Raw genomic sequence first — 24,179 nt, forward strand, 5'->3', positions numbered from 1 at the left:
CAAAAGGGGGCGTTTGTGTTTCTCAGCGCTTCACCAATTCATCTTCTTTCGCTTCATGTTTTTTCCGGAAAGCCTTAAGGAAATTCGCGTTAACGACTCCCCTGTTTGAATAGAGTTTTTCGCAAAATTCTAACATGGCTTTGGAGGCTTTAGGTTCTGTTAATATCATGAAGTGGTTGTTTGATTCGACATCCACCAGATGGAAATGTGGCATTTGCCGCTCCCATTCCTCCCAGTAGGCAGATTGATCAAACGGTGCTTTTTCATTTGAGAAAGTGAAATAAATGTCTAAATCTCCAAAGAAAGACCCGCTTTTATTGCGGAAGTAATAACATTTTACCGCCTCAGGATCAGGCAGAGGCTGAACAGTGTACGATTCAACATCATAGGCACGCTGGGTTTTCATCATTTGCTGAGTCTGCGCACGTATTTGCTTCTCCGGTTTGTTCAATCCCCGTTTTCTTGCCAAATCAATCAGCTCAGACAGGAATTCTTCATCGTCTGAGTTTGTGTCTACCTCTTCACGGCTGATGAGAACGTCAGTAAGCTTATCCGGCTTCGCAATCGATGCCAGCATCGTATTGATCGTTTGCAGCATTGATGTTTTCATAGAAGCTTCATTCTCTTTCTTCTCAGAACTGTATGGAGAGTCAATCATTACCATGCTTTTGACAGCAAGGCCTTGGCTTTGCAGCTGGCGTGTGACTTCATATGCAATCATTCCGCCTAAGGAATATCCGCCTACATCATAAGGGCCTTCCGGCTGAATGTCTCGGATGATCTCTATATAATAGGAAGCCATTTGTTCAATTCCATGCAAAGGAGCATGTTGAGTCATAAATCCCCTTGCTTGAATACCGTAAAAAGGGCGCTGGCTTTTTTCTGCAAATGACTGATAGATTTCAACGCCCCCTACCCCGCCATGAAACCAAAATACAGGGCGCCCCCGCTTGCCGTCATTTAACGGTATCAATTCCGGGAACGTACGAGTGTGCTCGTTTCGTAAGGAGGCATCCGCCTGTTTCTTTGCGATCAAGTCCGTCATATCCTGCACAGTTTGGCATGCTTGCAGCTCCGCCAAGGTGATGAAAGGATCGACCTTTGCTTGCAGTTGCTGCAATAAATGTATGCAAGAAATCGAATCAAACCCGTAATGCTGCAATGGCTTATGAGGATGCAGTTCTTCTGGATCCATCCCTAATACATCAGCTAACATGTGATGATCGCTGCTGTTGATATGCATCTCATGTGAAACAGAAGGCGTATTCTCTAATGCTTGAAAGCCATTCCAGCAGCTTCTCTTTTCAAACGGATAGGTTGGCAACGGTATTCTGCTGGCGCCTTTTCCTTGATAAAACTGCTCCCACGGGATTCGCACCCCTTTTGTCCAGCAAAATGCGATCTTTTCAAGGTTGTTCTCAGACAACAGGGTCTCTATCACCATTTCTCTTAATGGCCCATCAAGCAAGGTTTCGATATCTGACGAGCCCTCTTCTGCATTCCCGCAAAAAACAGGCACAGAACTTTTTGGCTTTCCGCCTTTTTCCGCAGCTGTTATGCAGTCTTGCAAGCCGATAACCAGTTCTTCTTTACTTCGGACGACCAGCGCCAGCCGGTCCTCCATCTCCTCTCGTCCGGTTTGAAGTGTATAAGCATAATGTGGCAACGACAGTCCTTGTTGTTCGTTCACATAATCAAGCTGCTGTTGAATAACTGCTTTTAGCCTGTCTTGATTTTTTGCTGAAAGAACCACAATATGAGCTTCATTCTCGTTCATATTAACCGGTGCTTTTGATGAAGGAATATATTCTTCTAAAATGACGTGCGCATTTACGCCTCCAAAGCTATAGCTGTTGATACCCGCTCTGCGCGGGATGATTCTGCCTGAATCGTCCTTTACATCCTCCCATTGCTGGTTCTCCGGAATCATTCGGAAACGGGTGCCCTTTATTGACACCTGATCATTCAATGAAGAAAATCCGGAAATGCCTGGTATGGTTTGATGCTTCATCGCCATGCTGACCTTCATGAGAGCAGCCATACCGGAGACCAGTTCACCGTGTCCAATGCTCGGCTTTAAGCTGCTGATATAACACGGCGCTTCCTCCTGTACTTCCTGTGGAAGTTCCGACTCTAGCTGGCTTAAGCCTGAAGTTAACGCACCTATTTCTATCGCGTCTGCCAATGGAGAGGCGATCCCATGCGCTTCGATATAGGCCACCGTTTTGGGATCAATATGCGCTCCTTCATAAGCCTTCAGCATTGCATCCTTCATACCGGCCGGATTTGGCGCGTGCAGTGACATTCCCCGGCCGCCATGCGATACACCTGTACCTTTAATGACCGAATAAATATGATCGGAATCTTCAATGGCTTTTTGCAAAGGTTTAATGATGAGAACCCCTGCGCCTTCACTTCTGACAAAGCCATTCGCATCTGCTTGAAAGGATTTGGCCTGTCCATCCGCACTCAAATATCCCATTGAGTCGAAGCCAATGAATCCTTTTGGTGAAAGCAGCAAATTCACAGCCCCGACAATGGCTTGTTCACATTCGCCGTTTCGGATGGATTGTATAGCTCTGTGCAAAGCCACAAGAGCGGAGGAACAGGCAGCTTCGTAATATTCGCTTGGCCCTTTTACATTCAGCGCATACGATATACGGTTTGGAATTAAGGAAGGAATCACAGCTGCATCCGTATTGCCAGCTGCGACGAATACGCCTGTCGGACGGCTGGATAAGGCCTGTCCTGTTAAGCCTGCGTCTTCCATCGCCTTCCATGCATGTGTTAAGAGCAGAAACTCCTGCGGATCCATATGTGCCGCTTCTTTAGGTGATATGCCAAAAAACAGCGGGTCAAACTCACCTATTCCTTCTATAAATCCGCCCCATTGAAGGCTTGATGATCCTTCTTTATCAACTGAGGCACATTCACGCCAGTCCCAGCGTTCTTTCGGCACTTCAGAGACACAGTTTTTTCCGTGAATGATGTTGTCCCAAAATTCCGTTACGCTGTTTGCTTTCGGAAACTGTCCCGACATGCCGATAATGGCTATGCCGTCGGCTGCATGTTTGATTGCTTTATCCGTCTTCATCTCATCAGCCGGAATCTGTTTCATTTGGTTTTCGATTTGAGCTGAACGTTCCTGCTGCTGATCAACTCCACCAAACAGCTGAACAAAAGATGCTTCATGTTTGTCCGCAAAAAATTCAATAAGCTCTTGTACAGTCGGATATTCAAAAAACAACGTCGGGTTTAAGTCGATTTTTGTTTCTGATTCGATCTCCCTTGTCAGCCCAACCAATTGAGAGGAATCAATACCCAATTCCATAATATGAGCTTTTGAGAGAGCCAGTTTTGACGGATCGGCCATGTTTACTGCCAGTTTATTTGTTACATAGCTTTTGATACGGTCTTTTAGACCGCGGACTTTGATGTTCTGATTTTCATTCCTTATTTGATTTGTAACTCGCAGTTGTTTTAACGAGTAACCCGAATAACGCAGCACCGTTTCTGACGATTCATTGACCACATCTACATCGAACAGCAGCATGTCACCTGTATTCTTAACCAATGTAATCAGAAGCCAGCAATCCTCTTGTATCGTATGTTTAGTAAATTGGATATCATTGATTCCAAATGGCAGGAAACTTCCTTCAATGTCAAATTGCTCTAAGAAACTAAGGATAGCCAAGTAGGCGCTGTTTGTCATCAATGGGCTTACAGTGTAATGATGCCCGTTTGCCAGATCGCTTTGAGGCAGGCGAATTTTTGCCAGTACGGACTTATGATCTCTGTAAAGATGTGTAATCGTCTTAAATAACGATCCCCACTCAGGGCCATTTCCGGCTTTATACATCTGATCGATGTGATGAAGCTCGGTTAACGATTGCTTTAAGCTTTCGATATTGACTTCTTTTGTTTCAAACAAACTTTTTTGGCATTGCCCGATTGCGGCAGGCTTCCATGTATCAGAGGCCAGCTCACGGTACATGATTTGTAATTCTATGACTTGGTTTTTTTGAAGAGGCTTTGCCTGCAGTTCAATGGTCTCGCCTTGTTTGATGACAATTGGATTGATATAGCTTAATTTGCTGATACGGCCGCTGTTTTCCTCAGGAAACATGTTGAAAAATGCGTCAATGGCCAGACTGCTGTATGTCGCGCCGACAAGCACCCGTTCATTGTTGAAGACGTGGCCTTGCACGTAAGGCTCGTCATATGTGAATTGATCTTGTATGACCGGATGATTGTTATTGCTTTCGACAGCTGATGGTTTCCCCTGACCCGCCGGAACATCGAAATGAAATGATGTATGATGATCAAATGCATAGTGCGGCAGGCGAACCCAGCCGGATCGGTTCCCTTGAGCTGCTTCTTTAAAATCAACGGATGCCCCTGCTGCCCATTGCTCTGCTGCGCTTGTTTCTCGTTCCTTTTGGGCTGATCCCGCGCACGGCTGTAAATCGAATGATGTATAAATACCTTGCTGGCGTGAGCTTTCTTTGGATGTACGGAACATCTTTAGTTTTTCGATCAGTTCCTGAGTCGATGTTACTGTAAATGCAGCCCTATGCTCTAAATCGTGGTTTATTCTGTGTAAAGCCTGTACAATTGGTTCAATATCCAGAGCAGCTTCCTTCTCTAAAAACAATTGCATGTTTTCAAGGTAGCTGAGCAGGCTCCATTTTGTTTTTGCTGAAAAAACGGCTGTACATTCCGGCTGGTGGGAAGTGATCCGTCTCTCAGGAGCCATATCTATAAATTCTTCTATAATGAGATTGGCATAGGCTCCCCCCGCTCCGAAGGAATTGATCATGCTTCTGCGAGGCAATTGCTTTCCTGTTTCAGGATCATTCAAGCGATGCCACGGCTCCGTTTTTTCTTGAAGATAAAAAGCTGTGTTTTCCAGTTTAATATTTGGATTGATAGGTGTTGCGTTGATTGTCGGCACCAGCGTGCCCTTCTTCATCTGCAGCAGAACTTTTGTCAGCTGAGAAATGCCGGAAGCTGCCTCCAAATGTCCCAGATTGGATTTGACAGAACCTATCGCGCAAAACTGTTTCTTATTCGTGTATTGTTCAAATGCGTTTGTTAATGCAATCATTTCAATAGGATCGCCCAGCGCTGAACCATTTGCAGCTGATTCAATATAGCTGATAGTCTCCGGATCAATGCCCGACTGCTCAATCGACCTGACGATTAATTTTGCTTGCTGTTTCGGATCTGGTGCTGTATACATCTGTCTTCCGCCGCTATGATTGGCAAAACTGCTTTTGATCACAGCGTAAATATGATCCTGATCTTCCATTGCCTTCGAAAGCGGTTTTAACAGGACTGCTCCGACACCTTCCCCGGGAATAAGTCCGGTTCCTGTGCCAAAACTTTTGCTTTGGTTTCCGCCTTCCAGCAGATTGGCCCGCTCCAGAGAATCATACTTTGAGAGATCGAGTGTTAAATTGACTCCTCCCGCAATCGCCATAGAGCTGCTGTTCAATTTCAGGCTTTCACAGGCAAGATGAATGGCGTTTAATGAACTGGAGCATGCTGAGCTGACAGCGATACTCGGTCCAGTCAGGTTGAAAAAGTGGGAAATGCGGTTTGCGATATGCCAGTCTCCCCCATTTGAGCTGAGGACTGCCTGCTCTAATGATGGGATATTCCAAAAATACTGGTTATACATATTCCCAATAAAGACACCCACTCCGGCATCATCATCCCGCAGTTTATCCAGCCGGGTTCGGGTATAGCCGCCATCCTCAAATGTTTCCCAGACGGTTTCTAAACATAAGCGCAGTTCCGGTGTCATTTCCATCACCCGGCTTTGCTCCACCTCAAAAAGCTGATGGTCAAATGCTTCAATGTCTTGTAAAAATCCGCCATACCGCTTCTTATCTGCCAACTGTATTGAATCTTTTGATAATGTTTTCAATAAAGATGTGCGCCATCTGGATTCCGGCGCCTCTGTAATACAATTGTCTCCAGCGATTAAATGCGCCCAAAGCTCTTCTAAGCCAGCAGACATCGGATAGCGTCCGCTGATCCCGATTATTGCGATATCTTCTGTACCATGATCATTCGTCTGTGCCACTTGGAAATGGCTTGTCTTTTCTTTTTTCAACTCACTATTTGATGCTTGCTGAGTTTCTTTGATCTGCTGCTCTCCGGCAAAGCGGCGTGCGGTAAAAGCAAGCGGCTTACTAGCAGCTGCACGCTCCCTTTGAACAGGTGCTTCGTGTTTTGCAGGCTGCTGTGTTTCTTTTAACAGTGCTGTCCGGAGCTTATTTTCGTACTCCTTTACTAAATAGTCGACGAGTTCTTTTGTGTTGTTATGTTCGAATAAAATGGTTTTTGGAAGATCCCCCGTCACTTTTTCTAATTCACGAATAAAATTGACCTGCAAAATCGAATCGATTCCATACTTCTCGAAAGTCGTATCTTCGTGAATACGCTCTGGTGATAGTTTGATCGATTTTGCCAGCGTATGTTTCACAAATTGAATCGTTTGTTCAATGAGAGAATCGTTATCCTGTGAATGAACTTTTTCCGCATCGATTTGTAAATGTGCTGTATCTTCTATCTCAGTTTTCTTTTTTTGACGGACGACTCCGTTACTTTCAGCAGCAATGATCTGCTGGCCGAGCTGATGTGATTGTTCAGCCATAAAGGAAACATGGCGATATCCCTCACTCTCAAGCACCATTTCCCAAGTGTCCGGATACAGACCCGGGCAGCCCGGTATACGGAGAGCAGGATCCTCATACAGCCACCAGCCCTCTAAAAGGCCGAACGTCAAATGCGAATATATATTATGATCACTTATTTCATTTAAGAGGAGCAGTCCGTTCTTTTTCAAAACTGCTTTTGCGTTTCGCAATGTCTGCCGGATATTTTTCGTGGCATGCAGCACATTCGCTGCAATCACCACGTCATAGCTCCCCGCATCAATATGCTGTTCAGATGCCGGCTCCTCCACATTAAATCGTTTATATGTCAAATACGGATTGTCCGGGCCGTACTTATTTTCTGCGTGCATTAAAAATGCTTTAGACAGATCTGTATAGCAGTATTCTTTTATATGTGTCTGCCAGGCTTTCAACTTTTGAAAAACAGCCGCGCTTGTACCGCCGGTTCCGGCTCCGATTTCTAATATGCGAATCTTTGCCTCAGGCTCTTGCTTCAGACGTTCTTGCAGATAGGCCGTTAGTGTGTTCGCCAGCACATCATTAAAATAGTCTGCGACTTGGTTGTTTTTATAGACGCCTTCTACTAGATCCATTGATGAATTCGGAAACAGGATATCGGTGGCAGACACCTTGCCGGTCAGAATATCCGGCAAGGCTTTAAGTGCTGTCTCCACCAATGTCACCATGGCTTTCATATTATTGTCTTGAAGCAGGTCCGATTTTTGTTCATTCCATTCCATCCACAGTTCACTCACGGTTCCTATTGAGCGCGTTGGAACATGTCCATTCGCCGTCCGCTTGAGAAATTGATGGCGTTCTAAAAACAAGTGGCTTTCTTCTAACCATCTGCCATAGAAATTCTCCAATACTGGCTGGGATTTACTTTCTGTGAAAAAACCTATGGACTGCAATTGTGCGAAAAGCATTTTACAGAGAATGTCTTCTGTGTTCAGCATTGGCGCTCCCCCTCCTATAACAGTTGTTGAATCTTTGTGCTGTCACCCGGGTGATAGCTTCGCAGCTTTTGAATGGCTGAGCTGTGAGTTTCCGGGTAAACTTCAATTGTTTCTTCCATCTGTTCCGCTTCATCATTCATATCGTTTGCCATTTTCATCATCACCAGCTGCTGCAGCGGTCCTCCGAGCAGCAATTCCAATGCCTCCATCGCTTCAGGGGCTTCAATAGAGCCAATGCCTGCCTGAGCCATTCTCTTCTGATAATCCGGTGAGGAAACCACACCGACGCTTCCCCAATAACTCCAATTCATCACGGCTGCTGCACAAGGCCATACTTGAGAAAGCCGCTGTGCAAAAGCATCCTTAAAACTGCAGCCGGCAGCGTAATTGCTTTGTCCCGAAGCTCTCGCAAACGATTGCACGGAAGAGAAAAACAAAACAAAGTCCAGTGGTTCATGTCGGAAAACTTGAGCCATTCGCACACTGACATCTACTTTTGCAGAAAGAACGTTTCTGAAGCATTCCTCGTTCATGTTCATCAGGCTTTGGTCTTGCAAGACAATAGCAGAATGAATGATGCCGTTGATTTCTCGATACATTTGTTTCATTGTTTCATAAGCGCGCTCCAATTCCTCTCGGTTAGCCGCATCAGCTTGAATGTAAAGCGGGGCAGGCCCCAGGTGCGAAAGTCTGTCGAGTTTACTTTGAATAGCTGGATCCATTTTTCTTCTGCCAATCCAAACGATCTGCGCTTGGTATGTTCTGATCATATATTCGCTCCAGACTTCGCCAATTCCGCCTGCGCCGCCTATGATGACATAAACGCCTCCGCGCTTATACTTCTTTTGCACCGGTTGATTGTTGTGCACTGGAATCAAGCGTAATTTATGCCAGCTCTTATTCCGATAAGCCCAAGTATTCCCTTCTTCATCAGCAGGCAAGGAAAAGATTTCAGGCACAGGCAAGTTCTCATGTTTCGTGACATCAATCAGCTTTGTCTGCCAATTTGGATATTCTTTTGCCATCGAACCGATCAGGCCGTGCACACCAGCATCGACCGGATCAACAATATCATGCTGATCAACATATTGCGTGTTCGCCGTCACGACCGTCCAGCGTATCTCCCGCTCTCCATAGCCTAAAGACTGGATCGCCTTAATGATTCTGTATATTTGAATCACGCCTTGACCTTGAGCTTCAATCATTTCGTCACCGACTTCACATTCTGTCACACGAGAAGGAGACAGCCACACAATATGGTCAAACGATCCGAGTGCTTCAAGCTGGTCAGCAATCTCATGAATCGATGTATTCGGCTCAATGTGCACCCCTTTGGCAAACGGATACTGCCTTTGAACAGCTTTTCTGCTGTTGTCTTCCCCTCCGAGGATGACAACACGCTCATCAGCAGGCGGCATGACGCTCTTCACCAATTGAACTTGATCCCATACTGGCGCCATAAGAAGCGCTCCATCAAGAGATGTCTTGACATCCGGTGACTTCGGCTCATCTTGCGGTTGTATGTCTTCTTCCAGCACCCTTGAGGAAATACCCTTGATTCGCACACACACTCGGCCTTGTTCATCACAGAGATCAATATCCAGTCTCTGTATTCTGTCCTCATTTGGACGAGATGTCACAGAAACCCACATTTTATCTGTACACGGGCTGAATATTTCGAGCTCTTGCAGCGCAAAAGGCAGGGAAAGCTGCTCGTCACCGGAATTCAGTTTCAGCCCGATTGATGCTTGTAAAGCAGAGTCTGCCATACTTGGATGAAGAACAAATTTGTCCAGCGTGTGAGACACACCAAGAGGCAGGGAAAGCTCTGCCAAGGCTTGATTACGGCCAATATAAAGCCGATCTATTCCTTGAAAACCAGGTCCGTAGTCAATGCCGATTGCCTTAAATAATTCATAACATTGCTCGTGGGAAAGGGTGCTTAGACTGCATTGATCTTGAAGCATGCTGATATCCTGAACTGGAATACCTCCTGCTCGGCTGATTGCAGCACTGCCTTGACAGTGTATTTTCCGCCCATTGTGCCCATCCGCAGTATAGATGTTAAAGGCCATCTCACCGTCCTGCTGGGGATCTAGACTGATATCGGCTTGAATAGGCTTCCCGCCCGCCACAATCGGCTGCACCCACACAACATTTTTGATATGGATAACAGCTTGCTCATCTTTGAGTTCTCTCACTGCTCTCGAAACGGCGGCATGAACCATCTCAAGATATGCTACACCCGGCATGACTGGGCTTCCCTTCACCTTATGATCGGTGAAAAAGAACTCAGCACCTGTAAAGGTCGAGCTGAAACGCTGCTCTGACAAATCGGATGTGTTGGACTGTACTAGCGGGTGCAATGCTGCTGTTTCGAAACTATTTGGTTCATGATGCGTGACTGCTTCTTCTTTCATATCCGTTATCCAGTAGCGTTCTTTTGCAAATGGATAGGTTGGGAGGCTGATGCGTTTCGGCTGTTTGCCGCCATACAGTTTACTCCAATCTATTTCCATGCCTTTTATCCATAATTCAAGCAGCCTTTCATATGTTCCGGGCTCCCAGCTGCTTTTGAGCGTTTTCTGTATTTCATCATCTGATCTCAATGTCTGTACAATCCCTTTGTCCGCTCTGCCTGACATGTACTGCGTACTCGCATGTCCGGCTATAAAGAGGTTCAGTTTTTCCAGCAAGTCCTCCGCCGAGACAGCGATGATCCCTAATCTTTCCTCCATTGGATCACGCCCTTCTTGGAGTGTATAAGCAATATCAGTGAGATCACGAGATGTGACAGGTTGGCCGCTGATAAAGTCTGCTAATTGCTGGGCTTGGTCTTTCAGACGATTTTCATCCTTTGCTGACAAGATAAAGATGCCCGGGTGTTGTGCTGTCACAGCTGGCGCTTGTGCAGATCGAGTGGTTTCTTTTGGAATATATTCCTCAATGACCACGTGGGCATTGACGCCGCCTATGCCAAATGAACTAATGCCGGCGCGCCGTGGCAGCTCTCGGCCAGCTTCATCCTGCAGCACTTCCCACTCTTTGGATTCCTGCACAATATAAAACGGGCTGCCTTCCAGTCTGATATACGGATTGATGGTTTCACTGTACAGGCTTTTTACAAGCGTCTTATGTTTTAGCTGCAATAACACTTTAATGACACCCGCCACACCGGCCGCCAGTGATAAATGACCGATGTTTGTTTTCGCTGACCCAAGTCCGCAATGGCTGCCTTGAACAGCCGGGTCACCCGTTTTTTCATACAGCTCTTGAAATGCCGCTTTCAGGCCGTTGATTTCTACTGGATCACCAAGCTCTGTTCCGGTTCCATGCGCTTCAATGTAAGTAACAGTTCTTGGATCGATTCCCGCTTTTTCATATGCTGTTTTTACGACATCCGCCTGAGCCTTCGGATTAGGAGTCGTCAGAGAGTTTGCGCGGCCTCCGTGGTTTACCGCACTTCCTTTGATGACACCGTAAATATGATCACCGTCTCGTTCAGCCGCTGTCAGTTTTTTCAGGAAGAGAATGCCGGCGCCTTCACTGACTGCGAACCCATCGGCTCTATCAGAAAATGTTTTGCACCTTCCTTCTTTACTCAGCGCCCCGGCCTTATCATAAGCGATATGGCCTTGCGGCGTTACGACTGTGTTGACACCTCCTGCAATCGCCATTTCACAGTTTCCGTTTTCAATTGCGCATACCGCATGATGAATGGCGACCAAAGAGCTTGAGCATGCAGTATCTATCGGTTCGCTCGGTCCATGAATGTTCAGGAAATAACTGACCCTATTCGGTCCGGCAGAAGGACTCATATTCGCAGCTGCTGAGCCTTCTATGTCTAGATTTGACAGCAGTGAACTATACCCCGTGTTTCCAGTCCCAATGAAGATGCCCGTTTTGGTTCCTGACAGGCTTCTCGCTGAGTACCCCGCTTCTTCTATCGCCTGCCACGCATAGGTCATTAACAGGCGTTGCTGAGGCTCCATCTGCTCAGCCTCAAGCGGCGATATGCCGAAGAACAATGGATCAAAGTCAGCGACTTCATCAATAAAACCGCCCCATTTGACGTTTGTTTTATTCGATTCTTTTAGAGGGTCTCCGTAATACTCCTGCCAATCCCAGCGGTCTTTTGGAACCTCTGTAATACAATCCGCGCCCGCTTTCAGGTTCTTCCAGTATTCCTCGATGTCCTTTGCCTTCGGGAAAACACCGCTCATCCCGACAATCGCGATAGGCTCAGGCCTATGATCAGCTGTCTTTTCTACTGGCGTTACCGAAGGGTTTACAAAGCGGTTTTCAGTCGAAAACGTCATATTTTTTATATTTTGTTTGACAGGCTGTATCGGCATTTCAGATTCGTTAGACAATTGGGCTGCTGTAAAAGCATTCGGATATTCTTCTGACAGATACGCTCCAAATGCATGAACAGTTGCGTGCTCAAAGAAGATCGTAGGCGTGAGATCCAGCTTGTACTGCTCATTCAGTGTATTTGCGAATTCAGTTAACGTAATCGAATCAAAACCATATTGATTAAACTCCATATCCGTGTCAATCTCTTCAGGTTTGATTTTGAGCAATTGAGAGATTGTTTGCTTCAAAGCTTCTTGAATGTGGTCAAACAAATGGTCTTGACCCATCCTGGCTTCAGGTGTCACCGGTACTTGCGCTGTTTGCATTGGCACATCATCAGAAGACGGCTTTTGAGTCAGCTTTTCCCTCATCATGTCTCTGATCCCTTCCATGACGATGACGTGATCTTTGCCGAATGCCAAACCTTTATACAGCGCCTGAATGCCGGTCTCAGTTCGCATTGGAGTCACACCTGTGTTTTTCAAAGTCATGTTTTCAATTTCTTTATTCGCGCGCATACCGCCTTCTTTCCAGAGCGGCCAATTGATCGACAGCGTTTGCCCATGCCTGTACATGGCGGTCACCAGCTCATTTCGATAAGCGGCATAACTGTCCATAAACGCATTAGCCATCGCATAATCCGCCTGCCCCGCGCTGCCGGCGACACCGGATATTGAAGAAAAGAGGATAAAGAAATCTAACGCGAGATGCTCGGTTGCCTCATCCACATTCACAAGCCCTTTTACCTTAGGAGCAAAAACTTGTGTCAGTTCTTCGTTGGTTTTGTTCATGAGATAGTTATCTTTAATCAGGCCTGCGCTGTGAATGACACCATTCAAGTCTCCGTAATCAGACGTAATGCTTGTGATGAGCCCGGAGGCTTCTTCCGCTTGCGTCACATCAACCCGCCTATATTCTGCTCGGGCCCCTAATCGCTGAAGTTCGTTAAGCTGCGTCTCTTGATCTGCATTCAATGCAGATCTGCCTGTCAGAATGAGCACAGGCTGTTCAGCTTGACGAGCAACCTCTTTTGCAAAAATAAACCCAAGTCCTCCTGCGCCGCCTGTGATGAGGTATACTCCCTTATCTCTCCACGGCAGGCTTATTTCCCGATCAGCCATTTGCATTTCACGCAAATCATTGATGTACCGTTTGCCCTTTTCGTATTTGATGCGCTGATCTCCTGCGTGTCTTTTATTCTCTCTCAGTTTTTCTGCTATACTTTCAATGTTTTCGTTTGAATCGATTTCAATCGTCTGGCCTATCCATTTTTTATTCTCCAGGCTGGCGGTTTTAAGGAGCGCCGATAGCCCTGAAAATGAGTACTGCTTTCTTTCTGCAGAAGTAAGCAGCTGAATCAGGACATTGCCTTGCGGCTTGCTTTTGAGAAGATCCTGTACCGTCTTAAGCGCTTGTTCGGCATAATCTTGGAACCTTTCTGCCAGTCCTTCGCGGAAAGAATCCAAAACGATGCATTCCGCTCCTTTAACTCTTGATTCAATGCTGTCTTTTGTGAGGCCATTCATGTCACAAAGCATGACAATGTGCCGTTCGTAATGAGGCTCAGAATGTTCTTTTTCACAATCCTTAGGCACCCACTTTTCTTCAAACATCAAGGTTTCCAGCATTTGATCAGGTTCCGTCGATCCATTTCCGCCTTCCGCTGCTCTGAAAGATAATCCTTTCAGCCGTACGCAAACTTTGCCGTTCTCATCTAACATATCAATATCCCGTTTTTGCACCTTATCAGTTGCCTTGCTGCCTTGACTGTATCTTGCGTATACCCACATTTCTGACGAGCATGCTCCGAAGACTTCAAGCTCCTGAACCGCAAAAGGCAGGGTCAGTTGGTTATCTCCGGCGCCTGTCAAAATGCTTGACGCCTGCAAAGCAGAGTCCATCAGCCCCGGATGCATGTTGTATTGGCTGAGCGTATTTAAAGCAGACGGATGCAATGACAATCTTGCTAAAACAAAATGTTCGGCTGTATAGATTTTTTCCATGCAGCGATAAGCAGGACCATATTCAAAACCGATCATTTGATAGGTGTCATATACTTCGTCAACGCTGAAATGGCTTTGCTGACACTGCTCCCGCAAGGACTGCAAATCAACCGCCGGCTGATTTGCAGCAGGACTCAATACAGCGCTGCCTTGACTGTAGACGATTGACTGTTCGCCCGCAATGTCTGGATTACCGTAGATTTCATAGGAAATCTCACCATTTTCCTCCGGTAAAAGCTTAATGTGTACGTGCTGAGGCTGGCCCTCTACAACAATGGGGCGCACCCACACCGCGTTCTTTAGCTTCATGGTGCACGGAACACCTTGTACCTCTGCCGCCTGCTCAACGGCAGCCCGCGCCAATTCAAGATGCGCCACTCCCGGCAAGATCCGTTGGCCTTTGACTACATGATCGGCAAGGAAAAACTCTTCTCCCGTATAGATTGAGCTAAACCTTTGTTCCGAGAGGTTCGATGTGTTTTGATGCATTAATGGATGCAGCACGGCTGCGCCAAGGCGGGAAGTGTCTTTGTTTGCTACAGGGCTGCCGCTTTTTTCTATATGATCAGAGATCCAATAACGGTCTTTTGCGAAAGGATATGTCGGCAAGCTGACACGCTTAGGCACATTCTCGCCATACAGTTTCGTCCAGTCTGCATCAAACCCTTTTACCCATAATTCAAGCAGTTTTGCGTACTTTCCCCGTTCCATCCATTTTTCGACGGCTTCTTGAATCTCTTCGTCCTCTGTCAGCATTTGCAGTGTGCCTTTATCAATCCTGCCTCTAAATAAATCTTCCACATCGCTTTTGCCTGCTGCAAAGTCTTTTAACTTTTGCTGCAAATCCTCAACGGAACCGGAAATAATCCCAAGACGTTCTTCCATCGCGTCCCGTCCTGCTTGCAGGGTATAAGCGATGCGTGTAAGATTTGCGTCTCTATATGTTTCCTTATCAAGCGCATCAGCCAGCTGCTGTGCCTGTTCTTTTAGCCGCGCTTCATTTTTAGCCGATAAAACGAAGATACCCGGATGTTCAGGTGTGATGGACGGTATCATCTCATCGGCTGCTTCTGGAATATATTCCTCAATGATCACGTGGGCGTTTACGCCGCCGATCCCAAATGAACTGACACCTGCTCGGCGAGGCAGCTCTTCTCCCTGTTCATTTTTCAGCGCTTTCCATTCTTCCGTTTCCCGTACGATATAGAACGGACTGTTTTTCAGCTGAATGTACGGATTCACGGTTTCGCAGTGAAGACTTTTCGCTAAGGTTTTATGCTTAAGCTGCAATAATATTTTAATGACCCCTGCTGCACCTGCTGCCAGCGATAAGTGGCCGATGTTTGTCTTCACAGACCCCAGTCCGCAATAAGGATTGGCTGATGCATCGCCTTCATTCATGCCCAATGCTTGAAAAGCTGATTTCAATCCGTTAATTTCAACCGGGTCTCCAAGCTCCGTCCCGGTTCCGTGCGCTTCAATGTAGGTCACGGTTTTCGGATCGATACCCGCTTTTTGATATGCCGACTGAATGACATCCGCCTGCGCCTTCGGATTAGGCGTCGTTAAAGATGCTGCACGGCCGCCGTGATTAATTGCGCTGCCTTTTATGACTCCGTAAATGTGGTCTCCCGCTTCTTCAGCCGCTTTTAACTTTTTCAGAAACAGGATGCCGGCCCCTTCCCCATGAGCGAAACCATCGGCTTGATTTGAAAATGTCTTGCATTTCCCTTCTTTACTGAGCGCACCGGCTTTATCAAAGCTGATATACACCTCAGGAAGGATAATCGTATTCACGCCGCCTGCTAATGCCATCTCACAAGTGCCTTCCTCAATTGAAGAGATGGCGTGGTGGATCGCCACCAATGAGCTGGAGCATGCTGTATCAATCGGTTCGCTCGGCCCATGAAGATTCAGGAAATAACTGACCCGGTTCGGCCCGACTGAAGGGCTCGTATTGGCTGCCGCTGAGCCTTCTATTGCCGAGTTGGCTTTTGACAAAAGGGAGCTGTACCCTGTATTTCCGGTTCCAATGAAGACGCCTGTTTTTGTGCCTGACAGACGTTTCGCCGAATATCCTGCATCTTCGATCGCTTTCCAGGCGTAAGTCAACAGTAAGCGCTGCTGAGGTTCCATTTGTTCAGCTTCACGCGGGGAGATGCCGAAGAATAATGGATCAAAATCGGCAATTCCGTCGATAAAACCGCCCCATTTTACATTCGTTTTATTGCCTTCCTTCGCCGGATCCCCTTCATATTCCCGCCAATCCCAGCGGTCTTTCGGAATTTCCGTCATGCAGTCTTGGCCCTCTTTTAAAGCCTCCCAGAACGCATCAACATCTTTCGCCATAGGGAAAATCCCGCTTATGCCTACAATCGCAATTGGCTCATGGCCAGCTTCACTTTGTGCGGCGTTTGGCAGTATGACTTGCTGCTTTCGGCGTCTTTTAGCTTTGACATGTAAGGGTTGCTCCTGTTTGGCAGCAGGCTGAACCTGAGCCGATACAGCGCGCACAGCAAATGTGTTCGCAAATACCGCTTGATATTCTTCGGCCAAATGCTTGCCAAACGCATGAATCGTCGGGTAGTCAAAAAAGACGGTTGGCGTCAGCTCTAACTTATAGGCGCGGTTCATATGGTTTGTGAATTCCGTCATTGAGATAGAATCAAATCCATACACCGTCATCTCGGCATGATCATCAATCGTTTCAAGCTTGACCTTTAACAGCTTGGCGACCTCCCGTTTTAACATCGCCTTTACTTTATCCAGCAAACTGTCTGTATCAATGCTTTTTACTTGGTCAGTCAAGTTCTCTGTTTCCTTCTTTTCCATAGGTGCTGAGACGGTTTTTGCGAACATGTTTTGTTTTATCTTATGCCCATCGCCTTCAATCACCATGACTTGGTTTGCTTCGGAATGAAACGCTTGATATAATGCCTGAATTCCTTTTTCTGCTCTCATCGGAACAATCCCGGCCAGTTGCACAAGCCTTTTCTCTGTTTCTTGGTCGACCTTCATGCCGCCCTCTCTCCATAACGGCCAGTTTATGGAAAGTGTCTTTCCGTGCCGCTGGCTGATTTCGGCAAGCCCATTTCGATAGCCTGCATACATATCCATAAATACATTGGCTGCCGCATAGTCAGATTGACCAATGCTTCCTAAACTTCCTGAAAGAGAGGAAAAGAGAATAAAGAAGTCCAATGGCAAGTCCTTGCTCGCTTCGTCTAGGTAAACAAGCCCTTTTACTTTAGGCGCCAGCACGTCGTGCAGGTCTTCTGCCGGTTTATTGACCATGTAGCTGTCTTTGATGATTCCCGCGCTATGAAGAATGCCGTCTAGACGGCCGTACGTTTTCTGAATTTCGTCGATGAGCTGGCAGACTCCAATCTTATCGGACACATCTGTTTGCCGATAGGTGACCTCAGCCCCCTTGTCGCGAAGCTCTTTAAGCTTTTTCCTTTTGCTTTCGCTAAGAGGTGAGCGGCCTGTCAAAATGACTGTCGCATTCTTCGTTTGTTCCGTGATTTCGTTTGCAAAAATAAGGCCTAATCCTCCGGCACCTCCTGTAATGAGATAAACGCCATCGTCTTTCCACGGCTTGCTGATGTCACGGCTGGCCGTTTTGATGTCACGCCAATCAGCAATGTACCGAGTGCCGTTTTGATATTTGATATATGAATCGCTGCTCATTTGATTTTCTTTCAGTTTGCCAGCAATGCTTTCTCCGCTTTCTTCACTGCTGACTTCAATCATTTGGCCGGTTAGTTTGGCATTTTCCTGCCCTGCTGTTTTCAGCAGTCCTGTCAGCCCTGAAAACACCTGCTGTTCTCCTTCGGAAGAGGTTACGACCTGAATAAGCGTGTCGCCTTTCGATTTCGTGCGAATGAGCTCTTGTACCTTTTTAAACACTTGTTCCGTATATGAATGGAAACGCGCCTCCATTGAAGAAGGCCTTGCTTCCAGGCTGAAAACATGGACACCCTTGAGTACTGCTTCAATCTGTTTTCTCGTCTCTTGATCATATTCACATAGGAACACGAGGTGCTCTGCATATTTTTTTGGACCTGCTCCGTCAGCTGCCTTTTGTTCTTGCCAAACGGGCTGAAGCAATAAAGTTTCAGCGTTCATTTTTGATGGTTCGGTTTGTATATCAGCCTCCATTACTCTCGTCGAAAAACCTTTCATCCGCACGTAAATCGTGCCATGCTCATCGCATAGATCGATATCGACTTTCTGTATCAGATCCCCCGGTTTGTTTTTCGAATTGAATTGAACATAAACCCACATGTCAGAAACGCATTGCTGAAAGATCTCAAGTTCCTCCAAGGCAAATGGGAGTGCCGCCTTAAAGTCTTCACTGCGTGAAAGCTCCGCCCTAACGACGTTTTGCAAATATTCAGCCGCCTGTAACGCCCCATCCATTACACTTGGATGAAGAACATAATCGTCTGACGTATGCATGACAGATTCCGGCAGTGATAATTTGGCAAGCAGCTGGCCATCGCCTTTATATACGGCTTCTACACTCTTGTAGCCAGGACCGTAATCGGCACCGATCATTCCTTCATAAAACAGGGCAGCGTCCAACCTGTTTTGATCACATCGGTTTTTGATCTCAGCAAGATCCAGCGCTTTTTCTTGCTTTATCTGAATCAATTCCGCTATCCCCTGGTTATATACAACCGGTTCTGCATCAGCAGATTCCGGCTCACCATACATCCGATAAAGAATATGTCCGCCGTCTTCATCATAAAGTCCGATGTTTACTTGAACTGGCTCATTTCCTGCTACAACTGGACGCATCCAAACAACATTTTTCAGGCGGATTCCGGTTTCTTGACCTTCTAAACCGCCAATTCCTTGTTCTATCGCGGCTCTTGCCATTTCAAGCGTGACCGCTGCCGGCAAAATTGCCATGCCTTTAATGATATGCTCGGCAATAAAATACTCTTGTCCTGTAAAGATGGAGCTGAACCGCTGCTCTGACAGAACCGATGTATTATGGTGCACCAAAGGATGCAAACACGATGGTTCAATTGTTGTTACATTGCTGGTGCTGCTTTCAGGCCAGTACCGTTCTTCAGCAAAAGGGTACGTCGGCAAACTGATACGGCGCGGCTTCGTATTTGGATAAAGTCTGCGCCATTCAACATGAAAGCCTTTTGCCCACATCTCAGCAAGCTTTTTCAATTTTTCTTTTGATATTCGTGATGAAGCCAGTTCTTCTGCTTCAGCGTTTCCAAGCAGCTGTTCAGCGGATGTCATTCTCGTTTTTTCTCCTTGGATACTGCCTTCTGCTAGGGTCTTTCCATTCACAAAAGCTTCCAGCTGTTGTTTCCATTCTTCCAGATCGTTCACCATAAAAATGATCCTGCTGTCCATTGCTTCCCGTCCGACCTGGAAGGTGTATGCAATATTTCTTAGAGACATATGCGCTTGCTCGTTTTGACTGATATAGATCAGCAGTTCCTTCACGTATGCTAGGAGCCGCTCGCTATTTTTTGCCGATACAGGAATGAGATAGGGCGGATTGCCTTCGTTCTCCGCTCTCATATCAGAGATGTTTTCATATTGCTCAAAAATAGCATGGGCGTTAGTGCCGCCAAGACCGAATGAGCTCAGAGCCGCCCGATGGACACCTTCTCGTTTCTCTAATGGCTTTCGTTCACGGACTACATAAAAAGGCGAGCTTTCAAACTTTATATTCGGATTCGGCTCAGTGCAGTTGATGGTCGGTGCAAGTTCATTATGGTATAAGCTCATCGCAACTTTAATGCATCCGGCTAGCCCGGCAGCTGTATCCAAATGGCCGATATTCGTTTTCACTGAACCAATTCCGCAAAATTGTTTTTTGTCCGTGTATTGCTTGTACACTTTATTTAATGCGGACATTTCAATAGGATCGCCTAATTTCGTTCCCGTTCCGTGCGCTTCAATATAGCTGACCGTTTCGGGATGAATGTTGGTTTGCTCCAATACATGCTGTATCACTTCTGTTTGGCCTTTTACACTTGGCGCATAGAAGCCGGCCTTATCTGCCCCATCATTATTGATGCCTATTCCGCGCATAATGGCATAAATATGGTCTCCGTCTTTTACGGCATCCACAGCTTTCTTCAGCAGGATAACCGCTACGCCTTCGCCCCCCGCCATTCCGTCTGCTGAAGCATCGAAGGCCTTAACATGTCCGTCGCTTGAAAAATTCAACCCGTTTTGGTGCACGTAGCCGATCGCTGATTGTGCGTGCAATGTTGCGCCTCCGACAAGCGCATATTGAGATTCACCTGATGTCAGGCTTTTGTATGCCTGATACAAGCCGACTAGTGATGAAGAGCAGTTAGAATGAACAAAGTAGCTTGGCCCTTTTAATCCGAGCTTATTTGAGATCATCGTCGGGATGGTTCCGCTTTGGGCTAAAACCCATGAGACATAGCCATCAGGTGATTCATGCCCTTCTATTGCCTCCTTCGGCAATAACGTTCTGTATGAATTGCTGCTTGCAGACATATATACACTTGTAGCCGGAATCTCATTTGCCACATATCCTGCGTCCTCAATCGCTTTCCAGGAATGCAGCAATAAAAGGCGGAGCTGAGGGTCCATATACTCAGCATCTCTCGGAGAAATTTGAAAGAAACCAGGGTCGAATAAATCTTTCCCCTCAATCGCAGATTGCACAGGCACATAGTCAGGATGTTGAATCAGTTCTTCCGGAACTCCGTTTTCGCGAAGCTCTTCTTCAGAGAAGAACTGAATGCTTTCTTTGCCTTCTTTGATACGATTCCAAAAGTCATGATGATGCTTCGCCTCAGGAAACTGGCAGGATATCCCCACAATCGCAACACTATCGTCAAAATAGGAAGGAATCGTCTGCTGCGAGTATTTTCCATCTTCTTTGAGATCATGATTGTCTTCAATTTGAGTTATGGCTTGATCTGCGTTTTTCATTTCCAAAATGTATTGGCTTATGGCACGGATCGTGGAATGCTCGAATAGCTCAGTGACACTAAACTCACAATCCAATTCTTTTTTGATTCGTTCAGCCACGGCTACAGCCAGAAGCGAATCGCCGCCCGCATCGAAAAATCCGTCTTCCAGCCCAAAGCCGCTGACCTTGAGCGTTTCCTCCCAAATATGAAGCACCTGATCCTCTATTTCCGTTAACTGCAATTGATTTGATTTCTTTCTTTTGAAAACGATCTCGCGTTTTTCCAGTTCTTTACGGTCCACTTTCCCGCTAGGCGATAACGGCATCTTATCTAAGCGGATAAAGTGTGAAGGTATCATATATTCCGGCAGACTGGATTTTAGATGCCGGCGCAATTTTTTTGGATCTGCAGGGGAATGTCCGCTTTTCTCTGTATAATAAGCAGCGAGCTGTTGATGGCCTTCCAGCTGCTTCACCACAACCGCCTGATCTAAAATGCCCGGAAATTCACCCAGCTTTATTTCAATTGCGCCAAGCTCGACGCGAAAACCGCGTATTTTGACTTGGCTGTCAATCCGTCCTAAATACTCTATGTTGCCGTCAGGAAGCCATCTTGCTGAATCACCTGATTTATAAAGCTTGGTCCCCGGTTCAAACGGATTATCAATAAATTTTTCAGCCGTAAGGCCAGGCTTATGATAGTAGCCTCTTGCCAAACCGGCTCCCGCAATACAAAGCTCACCTGGTTTTCCGATCGGGACAGGCTTCAAATGCCGGTCCACAATATGAATTTTCACATTGGAGACAGGCTTTCCAATCGGTGTATAGTGACTTGCGATGTCTCCTTTTCCGCATCCGAAATACGCAGCGTAAATGGCGGCTTCCGTAGGTCCGTAAATATTTTCAACACGGCAGTTTTTAAAGATCGATACCGCCTTTTTCACTAATTCTTTAGGGAAAGCTTCGCCTGCAACCATCATATACTTGAGCGGTCCATCCTCTGTGAGCTGCTTGTTGTCTTTCGCCGTTTCTAAAAAGACATGCAGCATAGCCGGCACAAAATTAATGTGGCTCACTCGGTATTTTTCTATATAATCCATACACAGCTGCGGTGATTTTTCTCCATTAGGCGGAAGAATCACAAGGTGGCCGTTTCCGATAAACCATCCGAATAATTCCGAAATCGATACATCGAACACATAGTTCGTTTTCAGTAAATATGCATCCTCAGCAGTCACGGGATAGTGAGATTCTAGAAAATTCAGGGTATTCATAATGCTTCGATGCTCTACCATTACCCCTTTAGGCTGTCCTGTGCTTCCCGATGTGTAAATGATATAGGCGAGATGCTCCGGTTTTACTTCCCGCTTTAAATCGCTGCTTTGCTGATCTGTATAACCGTTTCGGCAAGCCAACTCGATATCGATTGCTTTTACATCGCTGCCAGTTAATCGGCTGATCGAATGACGAACGTTAGGTTGGGTCAGGACAATGGATGCCTGACTGTCTTCGAGCATGTACTTTAACCGTTCTTGCGGGAAGCTTGGATCTAACGGCACATACGTTCCGCCGGCTTTCAGTATTCCTAAAATCCCGATAATCATATCAAACGAACGCTCTGTACAAATTCCAACAGGGTGTTCAGGTCCAACCCCCTGATGTTGAAGATAGACTGCCACAGATGTGCTTTTTTCATCTAGTTCTTTATATGTAAGAGACCTGTCTTCGAAAATCACAGCAACCGCATCCGGGTTTTGTTTCGCTTTTTCCTCGAATACTTCATGTATACACTTGTCATTTGGCGTGTTTGTCCCTGTCGCATTCCATTGTTCCAGCAAACTATTTTGTTCTTGATTTAACTGAAAAGAGTAAGTTTCAAGCGGCAAAGACGGATCCTCCATCATGTGCTGCGCGAGCTTCATATAGTTCTCCATCATACCTTCAATGGAGGACAATTCATATAGATCAGGATTGTACAAAAGATGAAGCACTGTATCATTTTCTTGCTCATATATTTCGAGTGCCAGCTCAAATTCTCCCTCTTGCCGAATATCCTCCATATATTCAATGCCAAGCGTTTGATATGATTCGAGCACTTTTTGTAAGCCTGTTGTCTGAAAGAAGTTTTGGTACAGAAAGGCTGTTTGAAAAACCGGCGAATCCGCTGCCGAGCGGTCTACATTCAGCTCTCTTACCAATGCAGGGAACGGATACGCCGCATGGTCCAGACCGTCAGCCATTGTCAGCTGCAGCTCCCGAATGAATGCTGTAAATGGCTGAGATCCGAGATTCCTGCTCCGAACAGCCATCATGTTGATAAAGTATCCGATAGTAGATTCAAAACCATCTTCTGGCCGCCCCATTGTTGGGACGCCGACAATGATATCCTTTTGTTTTGTATAATGATGCAGCAATACTTTGTAAATGGACAGCAACACAACCGATTCATTCACTTGATACGTGCGGGCAAACGATTTGATTTGTTTTCTCAGGTAATGGGGGAGCAAGCTTTTATAAGCTTGCCCCTTGAATTTTCGCGCGGAAGACCGCGGACGGTCAGCCGGAAGATCAAGAACTGGCAGATTCCCAGACAACTGTTCTTTCCAGTAAGCGAGATGCTCTTCCCCTTCTCTGCCATTCAGCATCCGGGTTTCCCATTTGACAAAATCATAATAATCAGCCGTTAGCGTCTGCTGCACCGGTTCAACCCCATTCAGCAAATGTTGATACGCCTCGAAAAGCGACGATATCAAAGTCAGCATCGACACACCGTCAAATATGGTATGGTGAATCGTGATGAGCAAAATGCATTCTTCGTTTGACCGCTGAAAAAGATGTGTGCGCCATAACGGACCAGCTTCCAAACGAAAAGGTACTTTTGCTTTTTCTTTTAGAAAAGGCAGTATCTCTGCTGATTTCATATTCGATATATCCTCTTCCTCAAAAGAAAGAGCCTCTGAAGACTGAACCGTTTGAAATGGTATGCCATTCTCCTCTTGAATCACACTGGTTAAAACAGGATATTGTCTCTGTACAAACAGAAGGGCTTTCTTGAACGTCTCTGCATGTATTGGTTTAGTGATGCGAAAGCATAAAGGAATATGATAAGCACTCATTTCAGGAGACATTTTTTGAAGCATCCACAGCCCTTTTTGCCCTTCTGAAAGCGGGCTTTTGAACTGCCGCTTCATGCCTTGAAGATGTTGTTCCACCTCAGAAATGGTTAATTCTCCTGATCTGAAGGCATCGA

Annotated in this window: 2 protein-coding genes; both read right to left on the bottom strand. The window is 46.3% G+C overall.

The window, feature by feature from the left end; genetic code table 11:
• Nucleotides 1–22: 22 nt before the first annotated feature.
• Nucleotides 23–7,642: a beta-ketoacyl synthase N-terminal-like domain-containing protein gene (locus tag V6D44_RS00630; protein ID WP_333516214.1), complete on the bottom strand. Its 7,620-nt coding sequence runs from the start codon at nt 7,640–7,642 to the stop codon at nt 23–25.
• A gap of 14 nt (nt 7,643–7,656) precedes the next feature.
• On the bottom strand, nt 7,657–24,120 hold the full coding sequence (locus tag V6D44_RS00635; protein WP_333516297.1) for a non-ribosomal peptide synthetase: 16,464 nt from the start codon (nt 24,118–24,120) through the stop codon (nt 7,657–7,659).
• Nucleotides 24,121–24,179 lie beyond the last annotated feature (59 nt).

Source organism: Bacillus sp. 0209A, assembly GCF_036765095.1.
Classification (GTDB): domain Bacteria; phylum Bacillota; class Bacilli; order Bacillales; family Bacillaceae; genus Bacillus; species Bacillus subtilis_G.

Coding starts and splice junctions, on each gene's coding strand:
- V6D44_RS00635 (WP_333516297.1), bottom strand. CDS start 24,120: ATGAAGCGGCAGTTCAAAAGCCCGCTTTCAGAAGGGCAAAAAGGGCTG.
- V6D44_RS00630 (WP_333516214.1), bottom strand. CDS start 7,642: ATGCTGAACACAGAAGACATTCTCTGTAAAATGCTTTTCGCACAATTG.